Raw genomic sequence first — 19,882 nt, 5'->3', positions numbered from 1 at the left:
TTCACTCCACGCTGCCGCTAGCCGCCCCCGCCGGCAAGCCGGTACGACTCTTGCAGCAGTTCGTCCAGTTCCTCGACGTCGATCCTCTCAAGACGGACCAACACCAGTTTCGGGGACCGTTCGTGGTGCGGCGTCCAGAAGTACGTGCCGGGATGGGTTCCGGCCAGCGCTTCCCGTTCCTCGGTTTTCACGGTGAGGACGCCATTTTCCCAGATCCGGGCCATCAGGGTCTTTCCGAACCACGCCGGCTGACCCCAACTGGGCCGCTCGCTTACACCGGACAATCCACGGCAAATCACGCGGACGTCTTCCTCCGTAGCCATGGTTTACTGTGGCACCGGCGCCCCTGACCATGCAATGCCCGGGAGCAACCGGCGCGAGCCCTTCGCACAGGAGTAGCCTCAGCGCGCGCTCACTCCGCGGTCCCCTTTTGTTCGGGTTCCTGGTCCGCTGGCGTCCACGTGAGCTTGACCGTGGCTCCGCCGTTGTTTTCGTCGATCCTCATGCGCAGTTCCTCGCCATAGAGAAACTCGTGTTCAAAATGCCGTCCATCAATGCGAGCCGCATCCAGGAGCTTCGTCATCGCCGTTGCCATCGCCCGGCCCCAGTCATGCGGATTCTTGCTGGACGCTTGTTCAAGGGCTGAATAGCTGACCATAAATCAATTGTTCTCCGGCGCGCGGACTTCTGCCAGCTTCAATCTTGGCGCAGGGTTCATGACCTTTGGGACGGGTCAATTGGCGATGTCCGGGGGCAGGCGGAGTCCCGCCGCGGCCATATCCGCGGCAAGGACACCGCCGAGCTTGGCATGCCCGGCCGGGTTCAAGTGCACACCGTCCACGAGATCCCCCTCCACGTGATATTTGGTGATCCAGTCCCCAACGCTAAAGAATGTCGCTCCGGCCTTTGCCGCGATGTCGCCCAGCAGTGTGTCAACCTGCGTACGGCGGCCCCCGCCAGCGTCGGCGCCCTTGGCAAGGGTTCCGATCATCGCGATCTTCGCCAGCGGATACCTCTTTCTGAGGGCTGCGATGAGCCTGTTGGCATTGCTCGTGATCTGCTCATCACTCACTTTGCGGGCGGCGTCGTTGCCTCCGCCTTGGACCACGATCAGGGGTGGTGTCCCGTAGGGGAGTACCCAGTCTCCGCGTTGCAGCGCGTCGATGTAGTTGCCAGTGTCGCTCGTGGCGGCTACGAAGCCCGTGCCTCCGCGGCCAACTGTGTACACCTTGTAGCCGATGGAGCCCAGGGCTGCCCGTGGCCAAGATCCCTCAGGCTGGGCCTGGGAGTCCCCAATGAGGACGGCGGTGTGCCGGACGTCCCCGAGGATGATTTCGTTCCGGTTGTCGCTGGGGTTCTTGTACAAGGACCCCACAGGAAGCTTTGACGGATCCTGACCGGAATCAGGTTTCTTGGGACCTTGGCCCGCTGCCGCTGGACTCCCCGAGGGGGCAACGGGTGCCGCTGTTTGCCTTCCGCTGGATGAGTCGCTCGGTTGAACAGGCGCCTGTGAACAGCCTGCCAAAAGGACTCCGGCGGCGATCACGGATGCAGCGAAGCGGAATATGCGAGATTTGTGCATCGACCTGTCCCGGGTTGCTTTCTGTTCGTTTAAGCGTTGTAGAAGCAACTTTCCATTGCTCACAGACCGGTGGCGGAACGAGCCGACAGCCTGCCTACGTCGGAGTCTATTGGATCGGGACGGGGAAGGTCACGGCGAGGTGGGAATTATCCTCGCCGGACGGCCGGTGTGGAAGAATTTCATTTCGCAGCCCCATCCTTCCGACGCACAGAGAGGAACCCCGTGCACGCACCGGCGCCCGAGCCGGAAACCCAAGCTGTCCCCGATGTCCGCTTGCGGCGATCATGGACGGGAAGACTGCGCTCAGCGCAGCTCCCGTTGGGTTTTGTCATCGTCTTCTGGGGATTGGGAGCGCTGACCTCCAGCCTCGCCACGGGGCCGGATGCGCAATTGCGGCTCAATTTCGCCCTTACGCCCCGCTCGATGCCTGATCACTGGTGGGCCGCTGTGACCTCCGCCTTCTGGGCCAGGGACCTGACGGGCTATGTTCTGGAAACTGCTTTGGTGCTGCTGCTGGGTGTTCCGTTGGAACGGCGAATGGGACGGCGGGCGTACGCAATCGCCGCGGTCTCCACCCAGATTCTGGGCGTTGGCATTGCCCTTGGATTCCTTGCCTTGGCCCAGGGGTTGCTCGGCAGCTGGACAGCGGAGATAGGCAGCCACCTCTTCGTGGGTCCTAGTGCGTTCATCATCGGTACCGCCATGGCGGGTACTGCGTCCATGGCGACCTTGTGGAGGCGCCGGATCCGGCTTGTCACCTTCGCCTTGTTGCTCCTCCTGGCCCTGTACAGCGGAGGGTTTGCGGACTTGGTCAGGCTCGGCGCCGCAGGTGCGGGCACGGTCCTCGGGCCGCTGCTGATGGGCCGGCGGCCGCGGTTTGCGCGCCCGGTCAGTTCCCGGCACGAAGGCCGGGTGCTGCTCTCGCTGCTCATTGCCGCATCGGCGATCGGTCCGGTAGTCGCCGGCCTCATCCCGCATGCGGTAGGGCCCTTGTCCATCCTGCGTTTCCTGTTTACCAACATCCAGCCCGTCGACCCCCAAACGCTCCAGGGCGTGTGCTCCGATCCGGCGCAAGCGAAAGACTGCGCCGTCGCGCAGCTGCAGTTGCGCGCCGGTGCCGGCGGAATCTTCATGGCCATCCTTCCGTCCTTCCTCCTGCTGTTGCTTGCGGAGGGTCTCCGCCGCGGACGGCGCTTTGCCTGGGTGGGGACCCTTTTGATCCAGTTAGGCCTTTCCGTCCTGGCCGGAATTGCTCTGGCCGGAGTCTTGCAGCCGGCTGCTTCGGCTACCGGCGCGAGCGAGGGGATTGTCGCAATCGAAGGATCGGCTTCCACGCAGCCGTTCACCCTGGCCTTGCCGCTGCTTCTGCCCCTCGCGCTGACCATTATTCTGCTCGCGACCAGGCGGCTGTTTCATGTCCAGGCACCGAAAGGGACGTACAGACGCCTCGCTGTGCGGGTACTTGCAATAGCGGCTGTGCTCAGTGTCGTCTATGTCGGCGCAGGGCTCTTGCTCGCGCAGGAATTCTCCCCGGTACCAGGGCTGCCGGATCTACTGGCGGATGTCCCTGACCGGTTCCTTCCGCTGGGCTTCGTCCTGGATGTGCCCCCGGCGATATTCCCCCAAGGCACGGCCGCCGTTCTCGTATACGAAGGCGTCGGGGTCATCTTTTGGGCGGTCGCGGGTGTTCTGATCTTCAGGACCTTTCTCCACCAGGCCCACACCCGGCACGACGCCAGTACGGAGCGTGCCCGGAAGGTCATCAAGACATGGGAGGGAAGCTCGCTGTCCTGGATGACCACTTGGCCGGGAAATATGTACTGGTTCTCCGCTTCCGGGCACTCCTTTGTTGCTTACCGCGTCAGCACGGGGGTTGCGCTCACGCTGGGCGGCCCAGTGGGACCCAAATCCGAGATGGCCACTGTCTTCGAAGAATTTGCCCGCTACTGCAGGGGCAACGGGTGGACGCCGTGTTTCTACTCCGTACCCCAGGAGTTGCGCGACCACGCGGATTCCTCCGGATGGAGCTCTGCACAAGTAGCCCAGGAGACGGTCCTGCCATTGCATTCGGTCTCCTTCAAGGGAAAGAAGTTCCAGGACATCCGTACGGCGTTGAACAATGCCGCGAAGGCGGGCATCCGCTACGAATGGACGAGTTACGCCTCGGCTCCTTTCTCGGTCCAGGTCCAAATCGAGGAAATCTCCGAAGAGTGGGTAGCAGACAGGAACATGCCCGAAATGGGCTTTACCTTGGGCAGCCTCGACGAACTCGACGACCCCGAGGTGCGCTGCCTGCTTGCAATCGACCAACGCCACACAGTCCACGCAGTCACGTCCTGGTTGCCCGTATACCGCAACGGGCACATCGTGGGCTGGACCCTCGACTTCATGCGTCGCCGTAGCGGCGGCTTCCGTGCCAGCATCGAATTCCTGATCGCTTCCGCGGCCCTCAGCCTCAAGGATGAAGGATGCGAATTCGTGAGCCTCTCCGGAGCACCCCTGGCTCGGGTCGAAGAGGATCCTTCCGAGATGCCGCTCCCAAGGCGACGATCCCGGCCTCCGGGCAGCCTCGACCGCTTGCTCGACTGGTTGGGGGCGACTTTGGAACCGGTGTACGGGTTCCGGTCCCTCTTGGCATTCAAGGCAAAATTCCAGCCCCGGTACGAGCCGCTCTACATGCTCTACCCTGACGCCGCTTCCCTGCCTGCCGTCGGGACCGCAGTGGCACGGGCCTACCTGCCAATGCTCAACCTCGGAGCGGGGCTGGCCTTGGCAGGCCGGATCTTCCGCTGGCCAAAGCGCTCCGGAACATCAGGTCTAAGCGGCCCCTGAGGCTGACGACGACTCCGATGCCTCCGCCGAAGAGCCCGACGGCGGGACCCCGCCGATCGGGACGTTGCTGTGGTGCGCTTTGCCGTGGTGAAGTTGCAAGGCACTGAGCACCAAACCGAAATGGCTGAATGCCTGGGGCATATTGCCGAGTTGGCGGCCCGCATGTGCGTCCCATTCTTCGCTCAAGAGGCCCACATCATTGCGCAGGGCCAGGAGCCTCTCGAAGAGGGCTGTCGCCTCTGCCCGGCGCCCCGCGCCCAAGAGGGCGTCGACCATCCAGAAGGAACACGCAAGGAAGACGCCCTCCCCGCCCGGCAGTCCGTCGTCGCTGTCTTGTGGACGGTAACGCAGCACAAAGCCGTCTTCCGTCAACTCACGCTGGATGGCGTCAATGGTGCCGATCACGCGCGGATCGTCGTGCGGCAGGAAGCCCACTTTGGGGATGAGGAGAAGGCTCGCGTCCAGCTCCTTGCTCCCGTAGGACTGGACGAAAGTATTGCGGTCCGCGTCGAATCCGTGGGTCATGACTTCGTCATGGATGGTGTCCCGCAAAGCCTCCCAGCGATCCAGTGGACCGGGCATCCCGGATTCACGGATTCCCCGGACCATGCGGTCAGCCGCGACCCAGGCCATCACCTTTGAGTGCACGAAGTGGCGCCGCGGGCCGCGTACTTCCCAGAGCCCGTTGTCCGGTTTGTCCCAGGTGCCCTCAAGGTGGCGCATCAAGGCGGTCTGGATAGCCCACGACTCATCGCCGACAGTCATCAGCGATGCCCGGGTCAGGGACAGGCAGTCAAGGACTTCTCCCCAGACGTCCAGCTGGAGCTGCTCCGCTGCCGCATTCCCGATGCGCACCGGCTTCGAACCCTGGTATCCGGAAAGCCACGTCAGCTCTGTCTCGGGCAATCGCCGGCGACCGTGCAGGCTGTACATGATCTGGAGGTCGGCCGGGTCACCGGCTACAGCGCGGAGTAGCCAGTCCCGCCAAGCGCTGGCCTCCTCGGTGTAGCCCGCGGCGAGGAAGGCTTGAAGGGTCAACGTGGCATCACGCAGCCAGCAATAGCGGTAGTCCCAGTTCCGAGGCCCGCCGATCTGTTCGGGGAGCGAGGTTGTGGCGGCGGCAACAATGCCCCCGGTAGGCGCATAGGTGAGGGCCTTCAGCGTGATCAAGGAACGCTGAACGGCTTTCCGGTAAGGGCCCCGGACGGTGCAACGCTTGGACCAATCCGTCCAGAATGCTGCGGTGTCGTCGAGGGCGATATCTGCCTCGACGGTGCGTGGCCGCCGTTCGTGGCTGGGCGCCCAGGTCAGGACGAAGGGGATGTGGTCACCGGCGTTCACCGTGAACTCGCTGACCGTGGTGAAGTCCTTGCCTACCAACGGCGCGGCGGTCTTGAGGTAGACGGAGTCCGGACCGGCAACCGCGCGGAGGCCGTGCCTGTCGCGGCGCACCCAGGGCACCACGTGTCCATAGTCGAACCTCAGGATCAATTCCCCGCGCATCTTGACCGTCCCGCGGATCCCTTCCACCACGCGCACGATGTCCGCGACGGCGTCGCGCGGCGGCATGAAGTCGATGACCCGGACGTGCCCTTCTTCGGTTTCCCACTCCGTTTCCAGGATGAGGGTTCCGTCACGGTAGTGGCGGCGCGTGCAAATGCCCCCCGATTCCGGCGCCAAGAGCCAGCGCCCGGCTTGAGGGGAATCAAGGAGCGCGGCGAAGCACGCGGGCGAATCGAAGCGTGGGAGGCACAGCCAGTCTATGGAGCCCGCTGTGCTGACGAGGGCTGCGGTGTGCAGGTCCCCGATCATCGCATAGTCTTCGATTCTTTGGCCGGTAGACGGTTGACCGTTCACAGTCCCTTTCCCAGTGCTGATTCAATGGCGGCTATGGCCTTGGCCGTGATCTCTTCCCGCTGGCCGGAACCATCCACGGCGAGCACGATTCCGCGCTCGGAGTATCGCTCAACCACGGCCTGTGTTTCGTTGCGGTAGAGCTCCAGGCGACGCCGGATCACCGGTGCTGTGTCATCGCTTCGACCCTGCTCCTGCGCCCTGCGTAGCATCCGCGCGACGAGCTCGTCGTCGTCGACCGCTAGTTCGACGACGGCATCCAGCTGCTGCTGGTTGCCGGCCAAAATGCCGTCCAGTGCATCGATCTGCGCCGTCGTGCGGGGATATCCGTCCAGGAGGAATCCTGCCAGGACATCGGCGTTGCCAAGCCGCTGACGGACCATGGCATTCGTGACGTGATCCGGGACGAACTCCCCGCTGTCCATGTACTTGCTGGCTTCGGCTCCGAGTTCCGTCTTGCCCCCGACGTGCGCGCGGAAGATGTCTCCCGTGGAAATGGCAGGTATGCCGAAATGACCGGCGATGTGCTCAGCCTGGGTACCTTTGCCCGAGCCAGGAGGCCCCATGATGATCAATCGCAAGTGTCACCTGTCCGTTCGTGAAGCGGTTTTGCGTGCCCCGGCGTTGTGGCTCGAGCTTAGCAACTGTGGAGCGCTCGCGGCAGGGCCACGCCCCGCCGCTTCAGACAGTGGCGGGGTCGGTGTTGGCGCCGCAGAGGATCACGGCTACGCGTTCCCCTTCGGCCGGAACATACGCTCCGGAGTTCACCGCTGCGAAGGCGGCGGCTGCGCCATGTTCCACGACAATCCGGTACTGCTCCCAGAGCAGGGCGCGCGCCGCGGCGATGTCGTCGTCGGACACCAGGACCGTCCGGACACCCGTGCGGACGGCCACCTCGAAACCGATCCGGCCGATCTGCCGGGCGCCCAGGGAATCTGCGGCGATCCCGGAGACGGCAACGTCAACGGGCGCCCCTGCAGCGAGGGCCGAATGGAGGGTGGGAGCATTGTCCGGCTCGACGCCGACAACCTTGGCGTGGCCTTCGACGGCGGCCGCGATTCCCGCCATGAGCCCGCCGCCTCCAACGGCCACCACCACGGTGTCTATCGCGCCCAGCTGTTCCAGGAGCTCCGAGCCGACGGTGCCTGCGCCCGCGGCGATTTCGGCTTGATCGTAGGCGTGGCAATAGACTGCACCGGTTTCCTCGGCGTAGTCGAGGGCGGCCTCAAACGCTTCGGCGTACTCGGTTCCGCGCTGGACCACCGTGGCTCCGCTGGCCTTGAGTTTCTTGACCTTCACGGCAGGTGCGGTTTCGGGGACAAAAACGGTCGCCGGCACACCGAGTTGCGCCGCGGCATAGGCATTAGCCAGGCCCGCGTTGCCTCCCGAGGCGACGACGATTCCAACATCGTCCTTCAGCTCACCGCGCTCCCGCGCGGCCAGCACGCGGTTGAAAGCACCCCTCGCCTTGAACGTCCCCGTGTGCTGCATGAACTCGCATTTGAACCACAATTGCCCGGGCACCGTTCCGGCATCCGCTTCGAAAACGGGGGTGCGGCGGATCCTCCCCGCAATCCGGGCGGCAGCTTCATCGACGTCGACGCGTGTGATCATGGGAAGTCCTCGTTCCGTGCGGTCAGAGCAAGTGCAGGCGTTACCCTCAGGCTACCGGGACTCGACGTCGGCCGTTCCGAGCTGCTGCCGGCGAGCCTCGCGGTTCCGCAACCAACGGCGGGCAAGGTCCACTGCGGCCCAGATTCCGGCGAGGGGAGACAACACGACCACGCCGTAGATGAAGATCATCCACGTCAAGATGGCCAAGGGCTGCTGCGCTCCGCTCAACCAGGAGAGGCCGCCGAGCAAGCCGATTGTCCAGAACAAAACCACTCCCACGAGCACTGCTCCCGCCGGAAAATACTCGCTCCTCACAACAGCCATCAGTGTCTCCACCGGCTGCCACCTGCCTTCCATCACCGCACCCGAATAACTTCAGTATGCATCCGGAAAAACGCCGGACACGGCCAGCGCGCGGGCGAAGTGACGAACATAACCAAGGGGGGCGTGTCGCCACGGATTCAGGGGCCTATGTGACGGGTGGAATGGCGGCGTAATCTGAAAACACGCACGGTTGATAGCTGGAAAAATGGCTCGGAAAAACAACCCGAAAAGTGGTTTGGCCAGGGTCCTGCGAAGGATCTTCGGATTCTTCCTGGTGAGTGCTGTTTGTGGCGTCTTGGCCGCCGGGCTAGTAGTCCCCGGTGTGGCGTCGGCCGGGATGGCCGTCAGCGGTTCGATCCAGTACTTCGACAACCTCCCGGGTGACCTGGTGGTCAACTCGCCGTCGCAGTCGACCAAAGTGCTCAGCGCAGACGGAAAGACGATCGCCACCTTTTATGCGGAGAACCGTGTCAGGGTCAGCCTGGACCAGATGTCGCCCTACATCAAGGACGCGATTGTAGCCGTCGAGGACAACCGCTTCTACGAGCACGGCGGCATCGATCCCCAGGGGATCCTCAGGGCATTGGCCTCCAATTTCACCAAGGGCACCAACGAGGGTGCGTCGACCCTCACCCAGCAGTACGTGACCAACGTACTCAACGAGTCCCGTTTGGCGGCAGGCCAGACCGGACAGGTGGTGTTGAGCGGCCAGAAAACCCTGGGTGACAAGGTGCGGGAGATGAAGCTCGCCGTCGAACTCGAGAAGAAATTCACGAAGGACCAGATCCTGGAGGGCTACCTCAATATCGTGTTCTTCAATCGGGACGCTTACGGCATCGAAGCCGCGGCGGAGCACTTCTTCAGCGTTTCCGCGAAGGACCTGAGCCTTCCCCAGGCGGCCCTGCTCGCCGGCCTGGTCAACAGCCCCAGCTACTACGACCCGTCCGTCCATCCGGACAACTCCATCAAACGGCGCAACCTGGTGCTGGCCGACATGCTCGCCCAGCACAAGATCCAGCAGGCAGCCTACGCGGCCGCGGTCGCCACTCCCCTCAAGCTCAACATCACCCCTGGGAAGCAAGGCTGCGCCGCAGCAGACATGGCCGTGTATTTCTGCGACTACATCTCCCACCTCATCCTCAACGACCCTGTATACGGTGCCAGCGTCACGGACCGGGAACAGCTTCTTTACCGCGGCGGCCTCACGATCACAACCACCTTGGACAGCCGACTGCAGGCAGTGGCACAGCAGCAGGTCGATGCCACGGCAGGGGCAAACCCGGACAAATGGGGCGCCTCCTTGGTCTCGGTGCAGCCCGGCACGGGCAAGATCCTGGCCATGGCACAGAACACGGTTTTCCTGGCCGCGCCCGGCAAATTCGATACCCAACTCAACTTCAACGTTGATTCCGTGGACGCCAACGGCAATGACCTCAACGGAGCCGGAGGCTTCCAGCCAGGTTCCGCCATGAAGCCGTTTACTTTCACTGAGTGGCTCAACGAGGGCAAGTCCATGACCACCGAGGTGGACGCGTCGCGGAGGGTCTATCCACTCGGATTCCCCTGGAGGGACAGCTGCGGGAAGGTGCTGGGCGGCTACAGCACGGCCCAGAAAGTCGCCGGCCTTGGCACGGCTGACGATCTCCGCAACAACGACGAGGGCTACTACCGCCCGATGCCCGTCAACTACGGGCTCTACAACTCCATCAACACCGCAACCTTTGCAGAGGCAGCCCAACTGGACTTCTGCGGCATCCAGAAAGTGGTGGATGCGGTGGGTCTCCACAGTGGCGTGGACAATGCACCCGTGAACATGCACCAATTGGGCAATCTCCTCGGCGGCACCGAAATATCGCCACTCGTGATGGCCGATGCCTTTGCCACTTTCGCCAATGACGGCACATACTGCGGGCCGATCGCGATTGTTGGCATCACGGATCCATCCGGCGGGAAGCTGCCGGCCGAAGCCAGTTCGTGCCGCCCTGCCATCAAGCCCGACGTTGCCCGCGGCGTCAACTCGGTTCTCCAAGACGTCCTGAAACGGGGATCCGGCATCTACATTCAACCCAAGGTCCAGGATTTGTTCCCTACCGCCGCAAAAACGGGAACGAACAACAGCAACGGCTCCACCTGGGTGGTCGGATACACCACCGGGCTCGCCACGGCGTCCTTCTTCGGCGACACCATGGCAGGACAGAGCCGGGCGGGACAGAACGTCACGATCAACGGCAAGTTCTACACCGCCATCGACGGATATATGCTGGCCGGGCCGCAGTGGGCCAACTACATGACGCAGGTCGGCCACCTGTACCCTGCCACGGCCTTCCCGGCGCCGCCCGCGTCCATGGCGGGGACGCCGTCGCCCAGTCCTTCCCGCTGAGTTTCAGAATTCCTGTCCAGTAGCCAAGCCGCGTACCCCCGGCCACCCCGGGGGCACGCGGATTTCCTGTGAGTTTCGGAAGAGTTCGGCTACCCGCAATTGAACCTATCGTGAACGTTTCCGCAGCGAGGCCCAATCGGCGAGACGGATCCCCTCGCCACAACAAGAATCATCCGGGGACGCATTCTCGATCGATAAGAACGCAATAGCGAAGGGTCTTATTTTGATGAAGACAGCCAAGAAAAACGGGCTTGCCACAGCAGCGGTCCTGGGGGCCGTGCTGATGGCCGGATCCGCGATGGCGCCGGCGATGGCCGATGACGCTTCACGCGGCGGCCAGGACATCCAGGGCCAGCAGGGACCAGACAACAGCAAGGGCCCAGGCGGCCAGGGCGAAACATCGAAGCACGTCCTGCTGCTTTCGGTGGACGGCCTCCACCAGAAGGACCTGGATTTGTACGTGAAGAACCACCCGGCGTCGGCACTGGCGTCGTTGGTCAACCACGGCACCAGTTATACGCACGCCCAGACTCCCGTGCCTTCGGATTCCTTCCCCGGCATGGTCGGCCAGCTGACCGGTGGAAATCCCGGGACAACCGGCGTCTACTACGACGACACCTTCAACAGGGCACTCCTGCCGGCAGGCACAACGGACTGCAAGAACACTGCGCCCGGCGCCGAAGTGGCCTTCACCGAAGCCGCGGACAAGGACCAGAACGCCCTCGACGCCGGCCAGGGCCTGCCCGGGCTTCCAGCGAGCATCCTGAACATGACGGGACAGCCCGGTGCACTCCTCGACCCGGCCGCGCTCCCGGTTGACCCGGCGACTTGCAAGCCGGTCTACCCGCACCAGTACTTGAAGGTGAACACGGTCTTCGAGGTGGCGAAGAGCGCCGGCCTGACCACGGCGTGGTCGGACAAGCATCCCGCCTACGAAATCCTGAACGGCCCTTCAGGCAAGGGCCTGGATGACCTATTCACCCCTGAGATCAACAGCATCGCCCCCGCTCCCTTCAATGGCGACTGGACCAAGGACAACGCCGCGACCCAGCAGTACGACGGCTACAAGGTCCAGGCCGTGCTGAACGAAATCGACGGGAAGGACCACTCCGGCACCAAGACGGCCGCAGTACCGGGCATCTTCGGGATGAACTTCCAGGCCGTCTCGACGGCACAGAAGCTCCCGACGTCGGACGGCCTCACCGGCGGTTACCTCCAGGGCGGCACCGTTCCAGGGCCGCTCTTGAGCAAAGCCCTGGACTTCGTCAACGCCTCCGTGGGTAAGTTCGAGTCCGCACTAGAGGCTTCCGGCCATGCAAAGGACACCACGGTGATCCTTTCTGCCAAGCACGGGCAGTCGCCGATGGACGCTTCAACGCTGACGAGGGTGCCTGACAGCGCAATCATCGACGGCCTGAACGCAGCATGGAAGTCGGCCCACCCCGGCTCCGCAGACCTGGTGGCGTTCTCCACCGACGACGACATCATGCAGCTGTGGCTTTCGGACCACTCGCAGGCCGCAGCGCAGTTCGCCAAGGACTACCTCGCAACGCACAGTGCCGCCGGAAACGACATCAACGGAGCTGCCAAGACCGTGACAACCTCGGGGTTGAGCAAGGTCTATGCGGGCAGCGAAGTTGCAAACTACTTCGGCACCCAAACCAGCGATGCACGCTACCCGGACATCTTGGGGATCGCCCAGACCGGCGTTGTTTACACCGGCGGCAAGTCCAAGATCGCCGAACACGGCGGAGCCAGCGCGGACGACCGCGATGTGCCGCTCGTGATCTCCGGGGCCAATGACGAACACGCCCGGACCGTGACCACCGCGGTCGAGACGACGCAGATTGCGCCGACCATCCTGAAGACCCTTGGCCTGGATCCGAACAAGCTGCAGGCCGTTCAGATCGAGGGGACCAAAACCCTCCCACAGCGCTGATCCAGCGCGCTTCGAACACTCGAGGGGTTCCACGGCCGGACGGCCGGGGGACCCCTCCCTTGCACTCATCCGAGCCTGGGCTGTACGAAAAGGACCGTTGCGCTGGCTAAGCCCGCATTGGGCGCCACGCCCCGTCTGCTTACAATCAAACGTCAGCAACTACTGAGGGAACCATGAAGAAAATCACCACAACCCTGCTCGCGGCCGGGCTCCTCCTCTCCGCTTCAGCCTGCTCGGCACCGCAGCAGCTGAGTACCGCGGACACCTGCAGCCGGGTCAAGACCGTCATCTCGAACCCCACGAACACCACGGACAAAACGGGAACCATCCGCGTAGCCAACCAGCTCCGCCCGATCGAAGCCGTGTCCTCGGATGAGCTGAAGCCCACCCTGAAGACGCTTGTGGACTACCTGGACGAGTCCTCGAAGGACAAGCCGGATACCGCGAAGCTCGATGCCATGAAGAACGATTACCAGAACGCGGGCACCAATTACGGCAAGTACTGCGGCGGCTAGAGGCGCTTTACATTCCCGACCCGAGGACTGGCCATGGGCGCCCGGTCCTCGGGCGGCCGGCGTCGGCAGACAGCCACTGCTCCGGCGGCGCCTGCAGCCACGATGGCCCACCGTTCGCCGAACTTGATGGTGATGAGCGAAGCGGGCAGGTTGAAGAACCACGACCCCAGCCCGATCAGGGTGACCACCAAGGCGGGAACGGCCACCGAAGCACCAAGGTCGCCTAGGACGCCGCCTCCTTTGCGACGCGCCAAATACCTGTCGCACAGGGAATTCCGGCTGCGTCAGGCATTCAGCGCAGCGCCAGGCACTCCGCGCGTCATTAGGCTCCGCGCGGACGACGCCGGCCCCGGTGGCACGGAGACCCTGTTCAGGGCAGCCACCAGTAACGGCTGCAGCGCCGCGGTCCGCGACCCGCAGCCCGTTACAGCGCGGTGTGCTTCCCGAACGGATGGTGGCCCGTGGCTGGCTGTCCGTGGCTCCCCAGCCATTCTGACAGGGCCTCGCGCAGGATCTCGCTGGGCGTGAGGCTGAGCGTTTGCGAAGCCGACTCCAAGGCGCGATCCAGTTCCTGAGGAATCTGGAAATCCAGGGGCGAGGGATGGTTGCTTTCCCGGGGATCGGCAGGCAAACCATCACCGCGCAACAGCTTGCCGACGGCTGGCTTCATGTCGTTTTCGGTCCACGCCGAAAGGCGCTCGAAATGAGTCACATCTCGTGTCATGATTTTCCCTCCCAACAATCAAGCATCCTCCGTTGGCGGGCTGCAGTCACCATCTACGAGTAATTACTCTCTAACTATCGCGAGGTTTCTTCCTTTGGCGTTAAGCGGACCGCAACAGTATCGCTGTCGAGTAGCCAGGCGGAGGTCGACCGGGCCCGTTCGAAGACCCAGGAGTCGCGGAACGGACCCGGCGCTCACGCTTAAGGGTGAGACCGCGACGGACATCGATCAGCGCAGGGCTGGTGCCGTCAGAGTGATCTTAGGGCTTGGGCCGGTTCCGGTCTAGGGAATCGAACGCCCGGGATCGCAAAAAGTTCATCGACGCAAGAGGTAGTCCGCAACGCCAGCCGGATTCGACAGCCCAAGGAGATGCCCGCCGGGGAGGACATCCGGATCAAGCCCGAGGCGATCGCGGGCTACCCTGCGTTGGAACCCGAGCGGAAAGAACCGGTCCCCCTCGCCGCTGAGCACTCTGATGGGCACGGCAGGCCACTCCATGAATTCGCAGCGCGACGAGAAGACGGCGTTCGCCTCGGGCCGCTGGTGCGGTTCCCCCTCGGCCGCCACCTCCGGCGGAACGTCATGAAGGAAGTACTCGTTCACATCGAACTCTTCGCTGTAGCCGCCGGCCACGGCAGCACTCTTGCGTGCGTCCTCCCAACCCGTGTTGTCCCACCATGCACCAGGGGTCTCACCCGGGTTGGGAATCATCGCGTTGACGAACACGATCTCCGCGACGCCTGGCCGGGCGCCCACCATGGGCGCCGTGAAACCGCCAAGCGATTGCGCAACAAGCACGACGTCGGTTCGGCCACTGATTGCCGCCCCAACCAAGCGCGCGTACTCGGGCAGGCCCGCACTTTCGTCGTCTCCCGGCAGATCAACGGCTACGGCATCGTGGCCTGCCTCCTGTAGGAGGGGGACGACGCGGCTCCAATACCAGGCTGAGCCGCCTGCTCCGGGCACCAGCACGAACGCGCTCACAAGGCACCCCCGAAGAAATCATGAACGAACGGACCAAGGCTCGGCGTCGAAGTCATGCCCACATTCTTCCCCGGATCGACGCGCCCGCAAGGGACCCGATGAGATCCCTTCGCCCGGCCTTTCCCTGCGGAAGGCCTGGTGGGAGGATGCCTATAGGCGCGAGCAACTACGAGAAGGACGGGAAACGGCATGTCGATCCAGGAATCCGTGGAAACAGAACGCAAGTACGACGCTGACCTGGAAACGCCTCTTCCCGCGTTCGAGGACATCGCCGGCGTCGATCAAGTCGCTGACCCTGCAGATCATCAACTCGAGGCCGTCTACTTCGACACGGACGGCCTCATCCTTGCCAAACACCGCATCACCTTGCGGCGCCGAACCGGCGGCACCGATTCAGGCTGGCATCTGAAGCTGCCGGCAGACCGGGGCACACGCGTGGAGATACAGGCGCCTCTGGGGCAGCCTGAGACCGTTCCAGAGGAACTGGCAGAGAAGGTCCTCGTGTTCACCCGCGACGATGAACTAAGGCCCGTAGCGCGGATCCACACCCGCCGCACTGTGCACCGGCTGCACGGTAGCGAGGACGTCACCCTGGCCGACTTCGCCGATGACCACGTGACAGCCGAGACCTTGCACCCAGTGCAGATGGAGAGGAAATGGCGGGAATGGGAAATAGAGCTGGTCCACGGCGATGAAGCCCTGCTTGAGAGTGCGGAGCGCGTGTTGTCAGGGGCCGGCGCAACCCCTTCGGGGCACGCTTCCAAGCTGGCCCGCGCATTCGGAACGGCTTGGCCAGCCGCCGTGCCGGCGCCACCGAAAGCCCGTCCGAAGGGTTCCGCCGGGGACGCAATAGTTGCCTACATTGCCGCGCAGATCGCTGAAATCACCGAACTGGACCCCGGAGTCCGGCAAGGTGCCGACGACGCCGTTCACGGCATGCGCTCGGCCACGCGCAGGCTCCGCTCAACTTTGTCCGTCTACGGCAAGCTCTTCGAGGCCGACGCCGCAGATCAACTCAAGACCGAACTGAAATGGCTGGGCAAGGTCCTGGGCAAGGCCCGGGACGCCGAAGTGCTGCGCGATCGGATCGGGGAACTGATGAATGAGCAACCCGACGGCTCGGTACCCGCTTCAGCTGCCAGCAGGATCAATGACGAACTCGAGGCCGCCTTCAACTCCGGGTATCGCGAGATGCTCCGCTCATTGGGAACGAAACGATATTTCCGGCTCCTGGAGTCCCTTGAGGAATTCCGCGACGAGCCTCCCACGAAGCCTCGCGCCGGGAAGAAGGCCCGTCCAGCCACGGCCAAGCTGGCCGGTAAAGCGATCAAGCGGTTGCGCCGGTCCCAGAAGGCGGCCGCCGGGCAAACCGGCGTCGAAGGCGACAGGGCATTGCATCAGGTCCGCAAAGACGCAAAACGGCTGCGCCATGCCGCCGAAGCGCTGGAGGACGTACACAAGGAACCCGCCGTGAAGCTGGCACGCAATGCCCAGAAGATCCAGAAGATCCTAGGAGAGCACCAGGACAGCGTTGTCAGCCGCTCAATACTCCTCCGGCTCGCTAACAATACCGATGAATTGGTGGAGGACAACTCGCCTTATGCCCCCCTGCTCGCTGCCGAAGAGCAGCGAGCCGCGGACTCCTGGGCCCGCTATGAAAAGCTTGCCAAGAAGAAGCGCCTGAATCCCCTGTGATGAACGCAACAGTGCGGGACCCAAGTCTGAGGGACGGGGCTGGGCCTCAGTGAATCAGCCTTCGCACTCCACGCAGTACGCGTGACCGTTCTTTTCACGGGCAATCTGGGAGCGGTGACGGACGAGGAAACACGAGTAGCACGTGAACTCGTCTTCCTTCTGGGGAACGACCGCAATGATCAGTTCCTCAGCTACGAATTCGCCACCTGGTACCTCATTGCCTTCAAAAGCATCGGCTTCGTCCAGCTCCCGCACAACGCTGCGGGCGTCCGGAGCATTGGCAGACTGCAGGGCCTGAAGTGACGTGCTTTGGGATTCCGCGACGTCGGAGCGGAGTTCGTCGTAATCGGTTGCCACCTGGTGTTATCTCTTCTCTTGTATATTTGCTGGCGAATGTGCAACATACACCATGCAGCTGCTATTCCCCACATAGTGGCGAAAATCGTGGCCCGATCGTCATGTGAGCTTTCGCGGTGCGCATTGCCCTGACCATCCGCGCCACTGTCGCCGGATGCGTGACTGAGCGTATCCCATCCCCGCCGCCTGGCCCGGACGGGGCGGAATCGACCATGAGCTTACGGCCTGAGAAGTGTATGTCACGGATTCCCGCGGCCAAAAGCGCGGGAACAGCCTGCTCAGTGACACCGCCGCCAGCCATGACGGAAACCTCACTGGGTAAGGCAGCGACCATGCGTTTGAGCATGTCAATGCCGTTGCCGGCGGCCCGGGCTGCGCCCGAGGTGAGAATGCGCCGCGCACCCAGCCGGGCGGCGTCGTCCACGGCTTGAAGCGGATCCCGGGCCGCATCCACGGCACGGTGGAAGGTGACGAAGGTCCCGCCCGCCGCATGGATCAGCGCTTCGGCGCCCGCGACGTCGACGTCGCCTGAAGCGGTCAGCAGTCCGACGACCACCCCGTCGGCGCCGAGGGCAAGCGACTGCCGGACATCCCGCCTCATGACCTCGATTTCACCCGGTGTATAGATAAAACCGCCCGGCCGCGGGCGGATAAGCACGTGGACGAAATCCTGGCGACCGGCGTCGAGTGCGAGCTCTGCGGCTGCCTCAACGAGGCCGGCGCTCGGGGTGAGGCCGCCGGCCTCAAGCGCTGAACACAATTCGACGCGGTCAGCGCCGGCTTCGATGGCACAGCGAACACCGTCCAGATCCTGGACGCATATCTCAATCTTCATGGTTCTCCGGTTGGACGGGCCGAATGTTCACGAGGCAAGCACGGTGCGCAGGCAAAGCTGTCCCGCGCCGAGAAGGCCTGCCTGCGAACCGGCGAGCGAGGCTTCGATCACGATGTTCTTGGTGGCGAGCGGATGGCAGCTTTCGTATAGCTGCGAGCGCACAGCGGCGACATACGGCTCCAATTGCGAAAGTCCGCCGCCCAGCACCACCACATCGGGGTTCACGAAATTCACCACAATGCTCAGGGTTTGCCCCAGAATCCGGCCGGCAGTACGGACTCGGGTGGTGGTGTGCGGGTCGCCGTTGTTGACCTGCCGGACAATGTCGTTGACGTCCGCTGCATCGATCCCGACGGCGGCCAGGTCGCGGATGATGGCGGACCCGCTGGCCACCGTCTCCAGGCAGCCGCGGTTGCCACAAGAGCATGGCGCGTCGCCCGCGGCCGGGATCTGCACGTGGGCGATGTCTCCGGCAGCGCCGGTGGAGCCCCGGTAGACCTGCCCGTCAATGATGAGCCCGCAGCCGATCGCGGCACCTGCTTTGAGGAACAGCGTGTTCTGCCGGACCTTGGAATCGGGTGATTCCCGCTGGCGCAGCGTGTGCTCACCCAAAGCCATCATGTTGGCGTCGTTGTCCACAACCGCCAAAGTGCCGAATTCCTCGGCAAGCCAATTCCGGACTTTGAATTCGTGCCAGCCACGCATCCTGGACGGCGAGTCGAGCGCACCCAAGGCAAAGTTGACCGGACCGGGCAAGGACATCCCTACGCCGCGCAGCGGAGGGTCGACGGCCGGATCGCTCAGGGCACGCATCATCGCCGCGGCTTGGGGCAGAACCACTTCGGGGCCGTCGTTGATGTCGATGGTCCTGATTTCGGAGACAAGCAGATTGCCGGAGAGGTTGAGCCTGCCGACCCACAAATGATGGGCGCCCAAGTCCGCCGCCAGGATGAAGCCCGCGTCCGGGACCAGTTCCAGGAGGGTGGGCCTCCGGCCTCCGGTCGCCGAACCTGAACCGCTCTCGCTGATGAGCCCGGCTTCCATCAGCTCGTTCACCTTGATGGTGATGGTGGACGGGGCAAGGTTCAGGGTGCGCGCAAGGTCGGCGCGGGACCTCGCCCGGCCGCTGGCGATCATGGACAGGATGCTGGAGGAGTATTCGGTCAGCGCGATGTCCCGGGGGCCGGTTCTTTTCACGGTCTTGGCGTAGGAAGGCTTGTAACCCAAAGTCAGTCCCTCCAGGGGCTCGGTGTCTGCCGCCCGCCGGCGGGCCGCTCTTTGCAGAGTAGCTGACGGGCCTGCACCGCGCCGCCGAGAAGCCCTGCCGAAGAGCCGAACCGCGCAGGAAGGAGCAAGGGCCTGCGGTGGAAACTCAGGATAGAGTCCAGCCGGTCCGCCACCGGGACAAGGAGCGCGTCGCCGGCATTGGACAGGCCGCCGCCGAAGATGACGGCCTGCGGTGCCAGAAGGGCGACGCTCTGCGCGATCGCCAGCGCGAGCCCGTCATATGCCTGGTCCAGGACCCCGACGGCGGCCGCGTCACCTGCTGCTGCGGCCTCCATGACTTCCTTCGCGCCAACCACGGCGATGCCGGACACGGCTGAATAGTTGCGCGCGATGGCGGACGCCGAGGACACCGTCTGCAGGCATCCCGACGCGCCGCAAGTGCACGGGATGGCCGTTGTGCTCGTGAGTGGCTCCATGCGGGCATGGCCGATTTCTCCGGCGTATCCGTCGCCGTCGTACACCTCGCCGTCAAGGATGACCGCACTGGCGATCCCGGTGCCGATGACCAACACCAAGGCGTTCCGCAGCCCCTTCGCGGCACCCAGGCGGTGCTCTGCCAAACCGGCCACTTGCACGTCGTTGCCGAGCACCACAGGAAGTCCGACGCGCGCCTCCAACGCGGAGGAGAGCGCGAAGTCGGTCCAGCCTAGATTCACGGCGGAGACCACGACGCCCGTGCTTGCATCCACAATCCCCGGCGCGTTGACGGCGATTGCCTGGGGCCGTCGCTCCGGGGGCTCAGCTCGGTAGATGGCGACGAGGCGGGACAGTTGGTCCAGGAACTCCCCCTGCGAAGCCCTGGCCGTTGGCGTGGTTCCCTGGTGTGCGAAGCGGCCAGTGGAATCCACGACCCCGTATTTCAGGTCGGTTCCGCCGACGTCGAAAACCATCACTGGAGCGCCCGGTCCCAGAATCAACGACGTCGGCGGCGAACCGGCGGTTTGTACGCTCAGCTGCATG

18 protein-coding genes and 1 pseudogene are annotated in these 19,882 nt (G+C 63.9%); 5 read left to right on the top strand and 14 right to left on the bottom strand.

Going from position 1 to position 19,882, the window contains the following annotated elements:
• Nucleotides 1-17: 17 nt before the first annotated feature.
• The 3 genes from ABEA18_RS01530 to ABEA18_RS01520 form a co-directional block, all read right to left on the bottom strand.
• Nucleotides 18-323, bottom strand: a complete 306-nt coding sequence (locus ABEA18_RS01530) for an MmcQ/YjbR family DNA-binding protein (protein WP_345447329.1) — start codon at nucleotides 321-323, stop codon at nucleotides 18-20.
• Between the two features lie 89 nt (nucleotides 324-412).
• A complete protein-coding gene (locus ABEA18_RS01525) occupies nucleotides 413-658 on the bottom strand; it encodes a hypothetical protein (protein ID WP_345447327.1) in 246 nt (81 codons plus the stop codon).
• A gap of 75 nt (nucleotides 659-733) precedes the next feature.
• A complete protein-coding gene (locus ABEA18_RS01520) occupies nucleotides 734-1,366 on the bottom strand; it encodes an SGNH/GDSL hydrolase family protein (RefSeq protein WP_345447324.1) in 633 nt (210 codons plus the stop codon).
• A 438-nt stretch (nucleotides 1,367-1,804) separates the two neighbouring features.
• Here ABEA18_RS01520 and ABEA18_RS01515 point away from each other — a divergent pair, with 438 nt between their 5' ends.
• On the top strand, nucleotides 1,805-4,414 hold the full coding sequence (locus tag ABEA18_RS01515) for a bifunctional lysylphosphatidylglycerol flippase/synthetase MprF (RefSeq protein WP_345447321.1): 2,610 nt from the start codon (nucleotides 1,805-1,807) through the stop codon (nucleotides 4,412-4,414).
• Here the strand turns inward: ABEA18_RS01515 and ABEA18_RS01510 are convergent.
• The 4 genes from ABEA18_RS01510 to ABEA18_RS01495 form a co-directional block, all read right to left on the bottom strand.
• Nucleotides 4,400-6,226: a glycoside hydrolase family 15 protein gene (locus ABEA18_RS01510; RefSeq protein WP_425550462.1), complete on the bottom strand. Its 1,827-nt coding sequence runs from the start codon at nucleotides 6,224-6,226 to the stop codon at nucleotides 4,400-4,402. The two genes, ABEA18_RS01515 and ABEA18_RS01510, sit on opposite strands and share 15 nt — an antisense overlap.
• 41 nt (nucleotides 6,227-6,267) lie before the next feature.
• The gene (locus tag ABEA18_RS01505) at nucleotides 6,268-6,843 is read right to left on the bottom strand and encodes an adenylate kinase (protein ID WP_345447377.1); all 576 of its coding nucleotides are present in this window, start codon (nucleotides 6,841-6,843) and stop codon (nucleotides 6,268-6,270) included.
• A gap of 106 nt (nucleotides 6,844-6,949) precedes the next feature.
• A complete protein-coding gene (locus ABEA18_RS01500; RefSeq protein WP_345447315.1) occupies nucleotides 6,950-7,882 on the bottom strand; it encodes a threonine/serine dehydratase in 933 nt (310 codons plus the stop codon).
• 51 nt (nucleotides 7,883-7,933) lie between these two features.
• Nucleotides 7,934-8,206 carry a hypothetical protein gene (locus ABEA18_RS01495; RefSeq protein WP_345447312.1) on the bottom strand — a complete coding sequence of 91 codons (273 nt, stop codon included), beginning with the start codon at nucleotides 8,204-8,206 and terminating at the stop codon, nucleotides 7,934-7,936.
• A gap of 205 nt (nucleotides 8,207-8,411) precedes the next feature.
• Between ABEA18_RS01495 and ABEA18_RS01490 the strand changes: the two genes are divergently transcribed.
• The 3 genes from ABEA18_RS01490 to ABEA18_RS01480 all read left to right on the top strand — a co-directional run bounded on the left by ABEA18_RS01490 (nucleotide 8,412) and on the right by ABEA18_RS01480 (nucleotide 13,040).
• Nucleotides 8,412-10,586 carry a transglycosylase domain-containing protein gene (locus tag ABEA18_RS01490; RefSeq protein WP_345447310.1) on the top strand — a complete coding sequence of 725 codons (2,175 nt, stop codon included), beginning with the start codon at nucleotides 8,412-8,414 and terminating at the stop codon, nucleotides 10,584-10,586.
• A gap of 226 nt (nucleotides 10,587-10,812) precedes the next feature.
• The gene (locus tag ABEA18_RS01485) at nucleotides 10,813-12,525 is read left to right on the top strand and encodes an alkaline phosphatase family protein (protein WP_345447308.1); all 1,713 of its coding nucleotides are present in this window, start codon (nucleotides 10,813-10,815) and stop codon (nucleotides 12,523-12,525) included.
• Between the two features lie 173 nt (nucleotides 12,526-12,698).
• Nucleotides 12,699-13,040 (top strand): hypothetical protein, encoded by a 342-nt coding sequence (locus ABEA18_RS01480; protein WP_345447305.1) that lies wholly within the window; start codon nucleotides 12,699-12,701, stop codon nucleotides 13,038-13,040.
• 68 nt (nucleotides 13,041-13,108) lie between these two features.
• On the opposite strand, the pseudogene ABEA18_RS01475 reads toward ABEA18_RS01480, so the two are convergent.
• The 3 genes and pseudogenes from ABEA18_RS01475 to ABEA18_RS01465 all read right to left on the bottom strand — a co-directional run.
• Nucleotides 13,109-13,261 (bottom strand): annotated as a pseudogene (locus tag ABEA18_RS01475) (MFS transporter); the annotation flags it as partial.
• A gap of 203 nt (nucleotides 13,262-13,464) precedes the next feature.
• A complete protein-coding gene (locus ABEA18_RS01470) occupies nucleotides 13,465-13,764 on the bottom strand; it encodes a ribbon-helix-helix domain-containing protein (RefSeq protein ID WP_345447303.1) in 300 nt (99 codons plus the stop codon).
• A gap of 315 nt (nucleotides 13,765-14,079) precedes the next feature.
• On the bottom strand, nucleotides 14,080-14,748 hold the full coding sequence (locus ABEA18_RS01465) for an alpha/beta fold hydrolase (protein ID WP_345447300.1): 669 nt from the start codon (nucleotides 14,746-14,748) through the stop codon (nucleotides 14,080-14,082).
• Between the two features lie 189 nt (nucleotides 14,749-14,937).
• Between ABEA18_RS01465 and ABEA18_RS01460 the strand changes: the two genes are divergently transcribed.
• Complete coding sequence (locus tag ABEA18_RS01460; RefSeq protein ID WP_345447298.1) at nucleotides 14,938-16,443, top strand: CYTH and CHAD domain-containing protein; 1,506 nt, start codon at nucleotides 14,938-14,940, stop codon at nucleotides 16,441-16,443.
• Nucleotides 16,444-16,497: 54 nt separating this feature from the next.
• Here the strand turns inward: ABEA18_RS01460 and ABEA18_RS01455 are convergent, their stop codons facing one another.
• The 4 genes from ABEA18_RS01455 to ABEA18_RS01440 form a co-directional block, all read right to left on the bottom strand.
• Complete coding sequence (locus ABEA18_RS01455; protein WP_059389433.1) at nucleotides 16,498-16,800, bottom strand: DUF4193 domain-containing protein; 303 nt, start codon at nucleotides 16,798-16,800, stop codon at nucleotides 16,498-16,500.
• A gap of 61 nt (nucleotides 16,801-16,861) precedes the next feature.
• Nucleotides 16,862-17,635: a copper homeostasis protein CutC gene (locus ABEA18_RS01450; RefSeq protein WP_345447294.1), complete on the bottom strand. Its 774-nt coding sequence runs from the start codon at nucleotides 17,633-17,635 to the stop codon at nucleotides 16,862-16,864.
• Between the two features lie 27 nt (nucleotides 17,636-17,662).
• On the bottom strand, nucleotides 17,663-18,832 hold the full coding sequence (locus ABEA18_RS01445) for an ROK family transcriptional regulator (protein WP_345447291.1): 1,170 nt from the start codon (nucleotides 18,830-18,832) through the stop codon (nucleotides 17,663-17,665).
• Between the two features lie 32 nt (nucleotides 18,833-18,864).
• Nucleotides 18,865-19,881, bottom strand: coding sequence for an ROK family protein (locus ABEA18_RS01440; protein ID WP_345447288.1), 1,017 nt, complete (start codon nucleotides 19,879-19,881; stop codon nucleotides 18,865-18,867).
• Nucleotide 19,882: the final 1 nt, after the last annotated feature.

The organism is Arthrobacter gyeryongensis (genome assembly GCF_039543785.1).
GTDB classification, from domain to species: domain Bacteria; phylum Actinomycetota; class Actinomycetes; order Actinomycetales; family Micrococcaceae; genus Arthrobacter; species Arthrobacter gyeryongensis.
The sequence above is the reverse complement of the archived record's forward strand: the minus strand, read 5'-3'. Positions and strand labels throughout refer to the sequence as shown.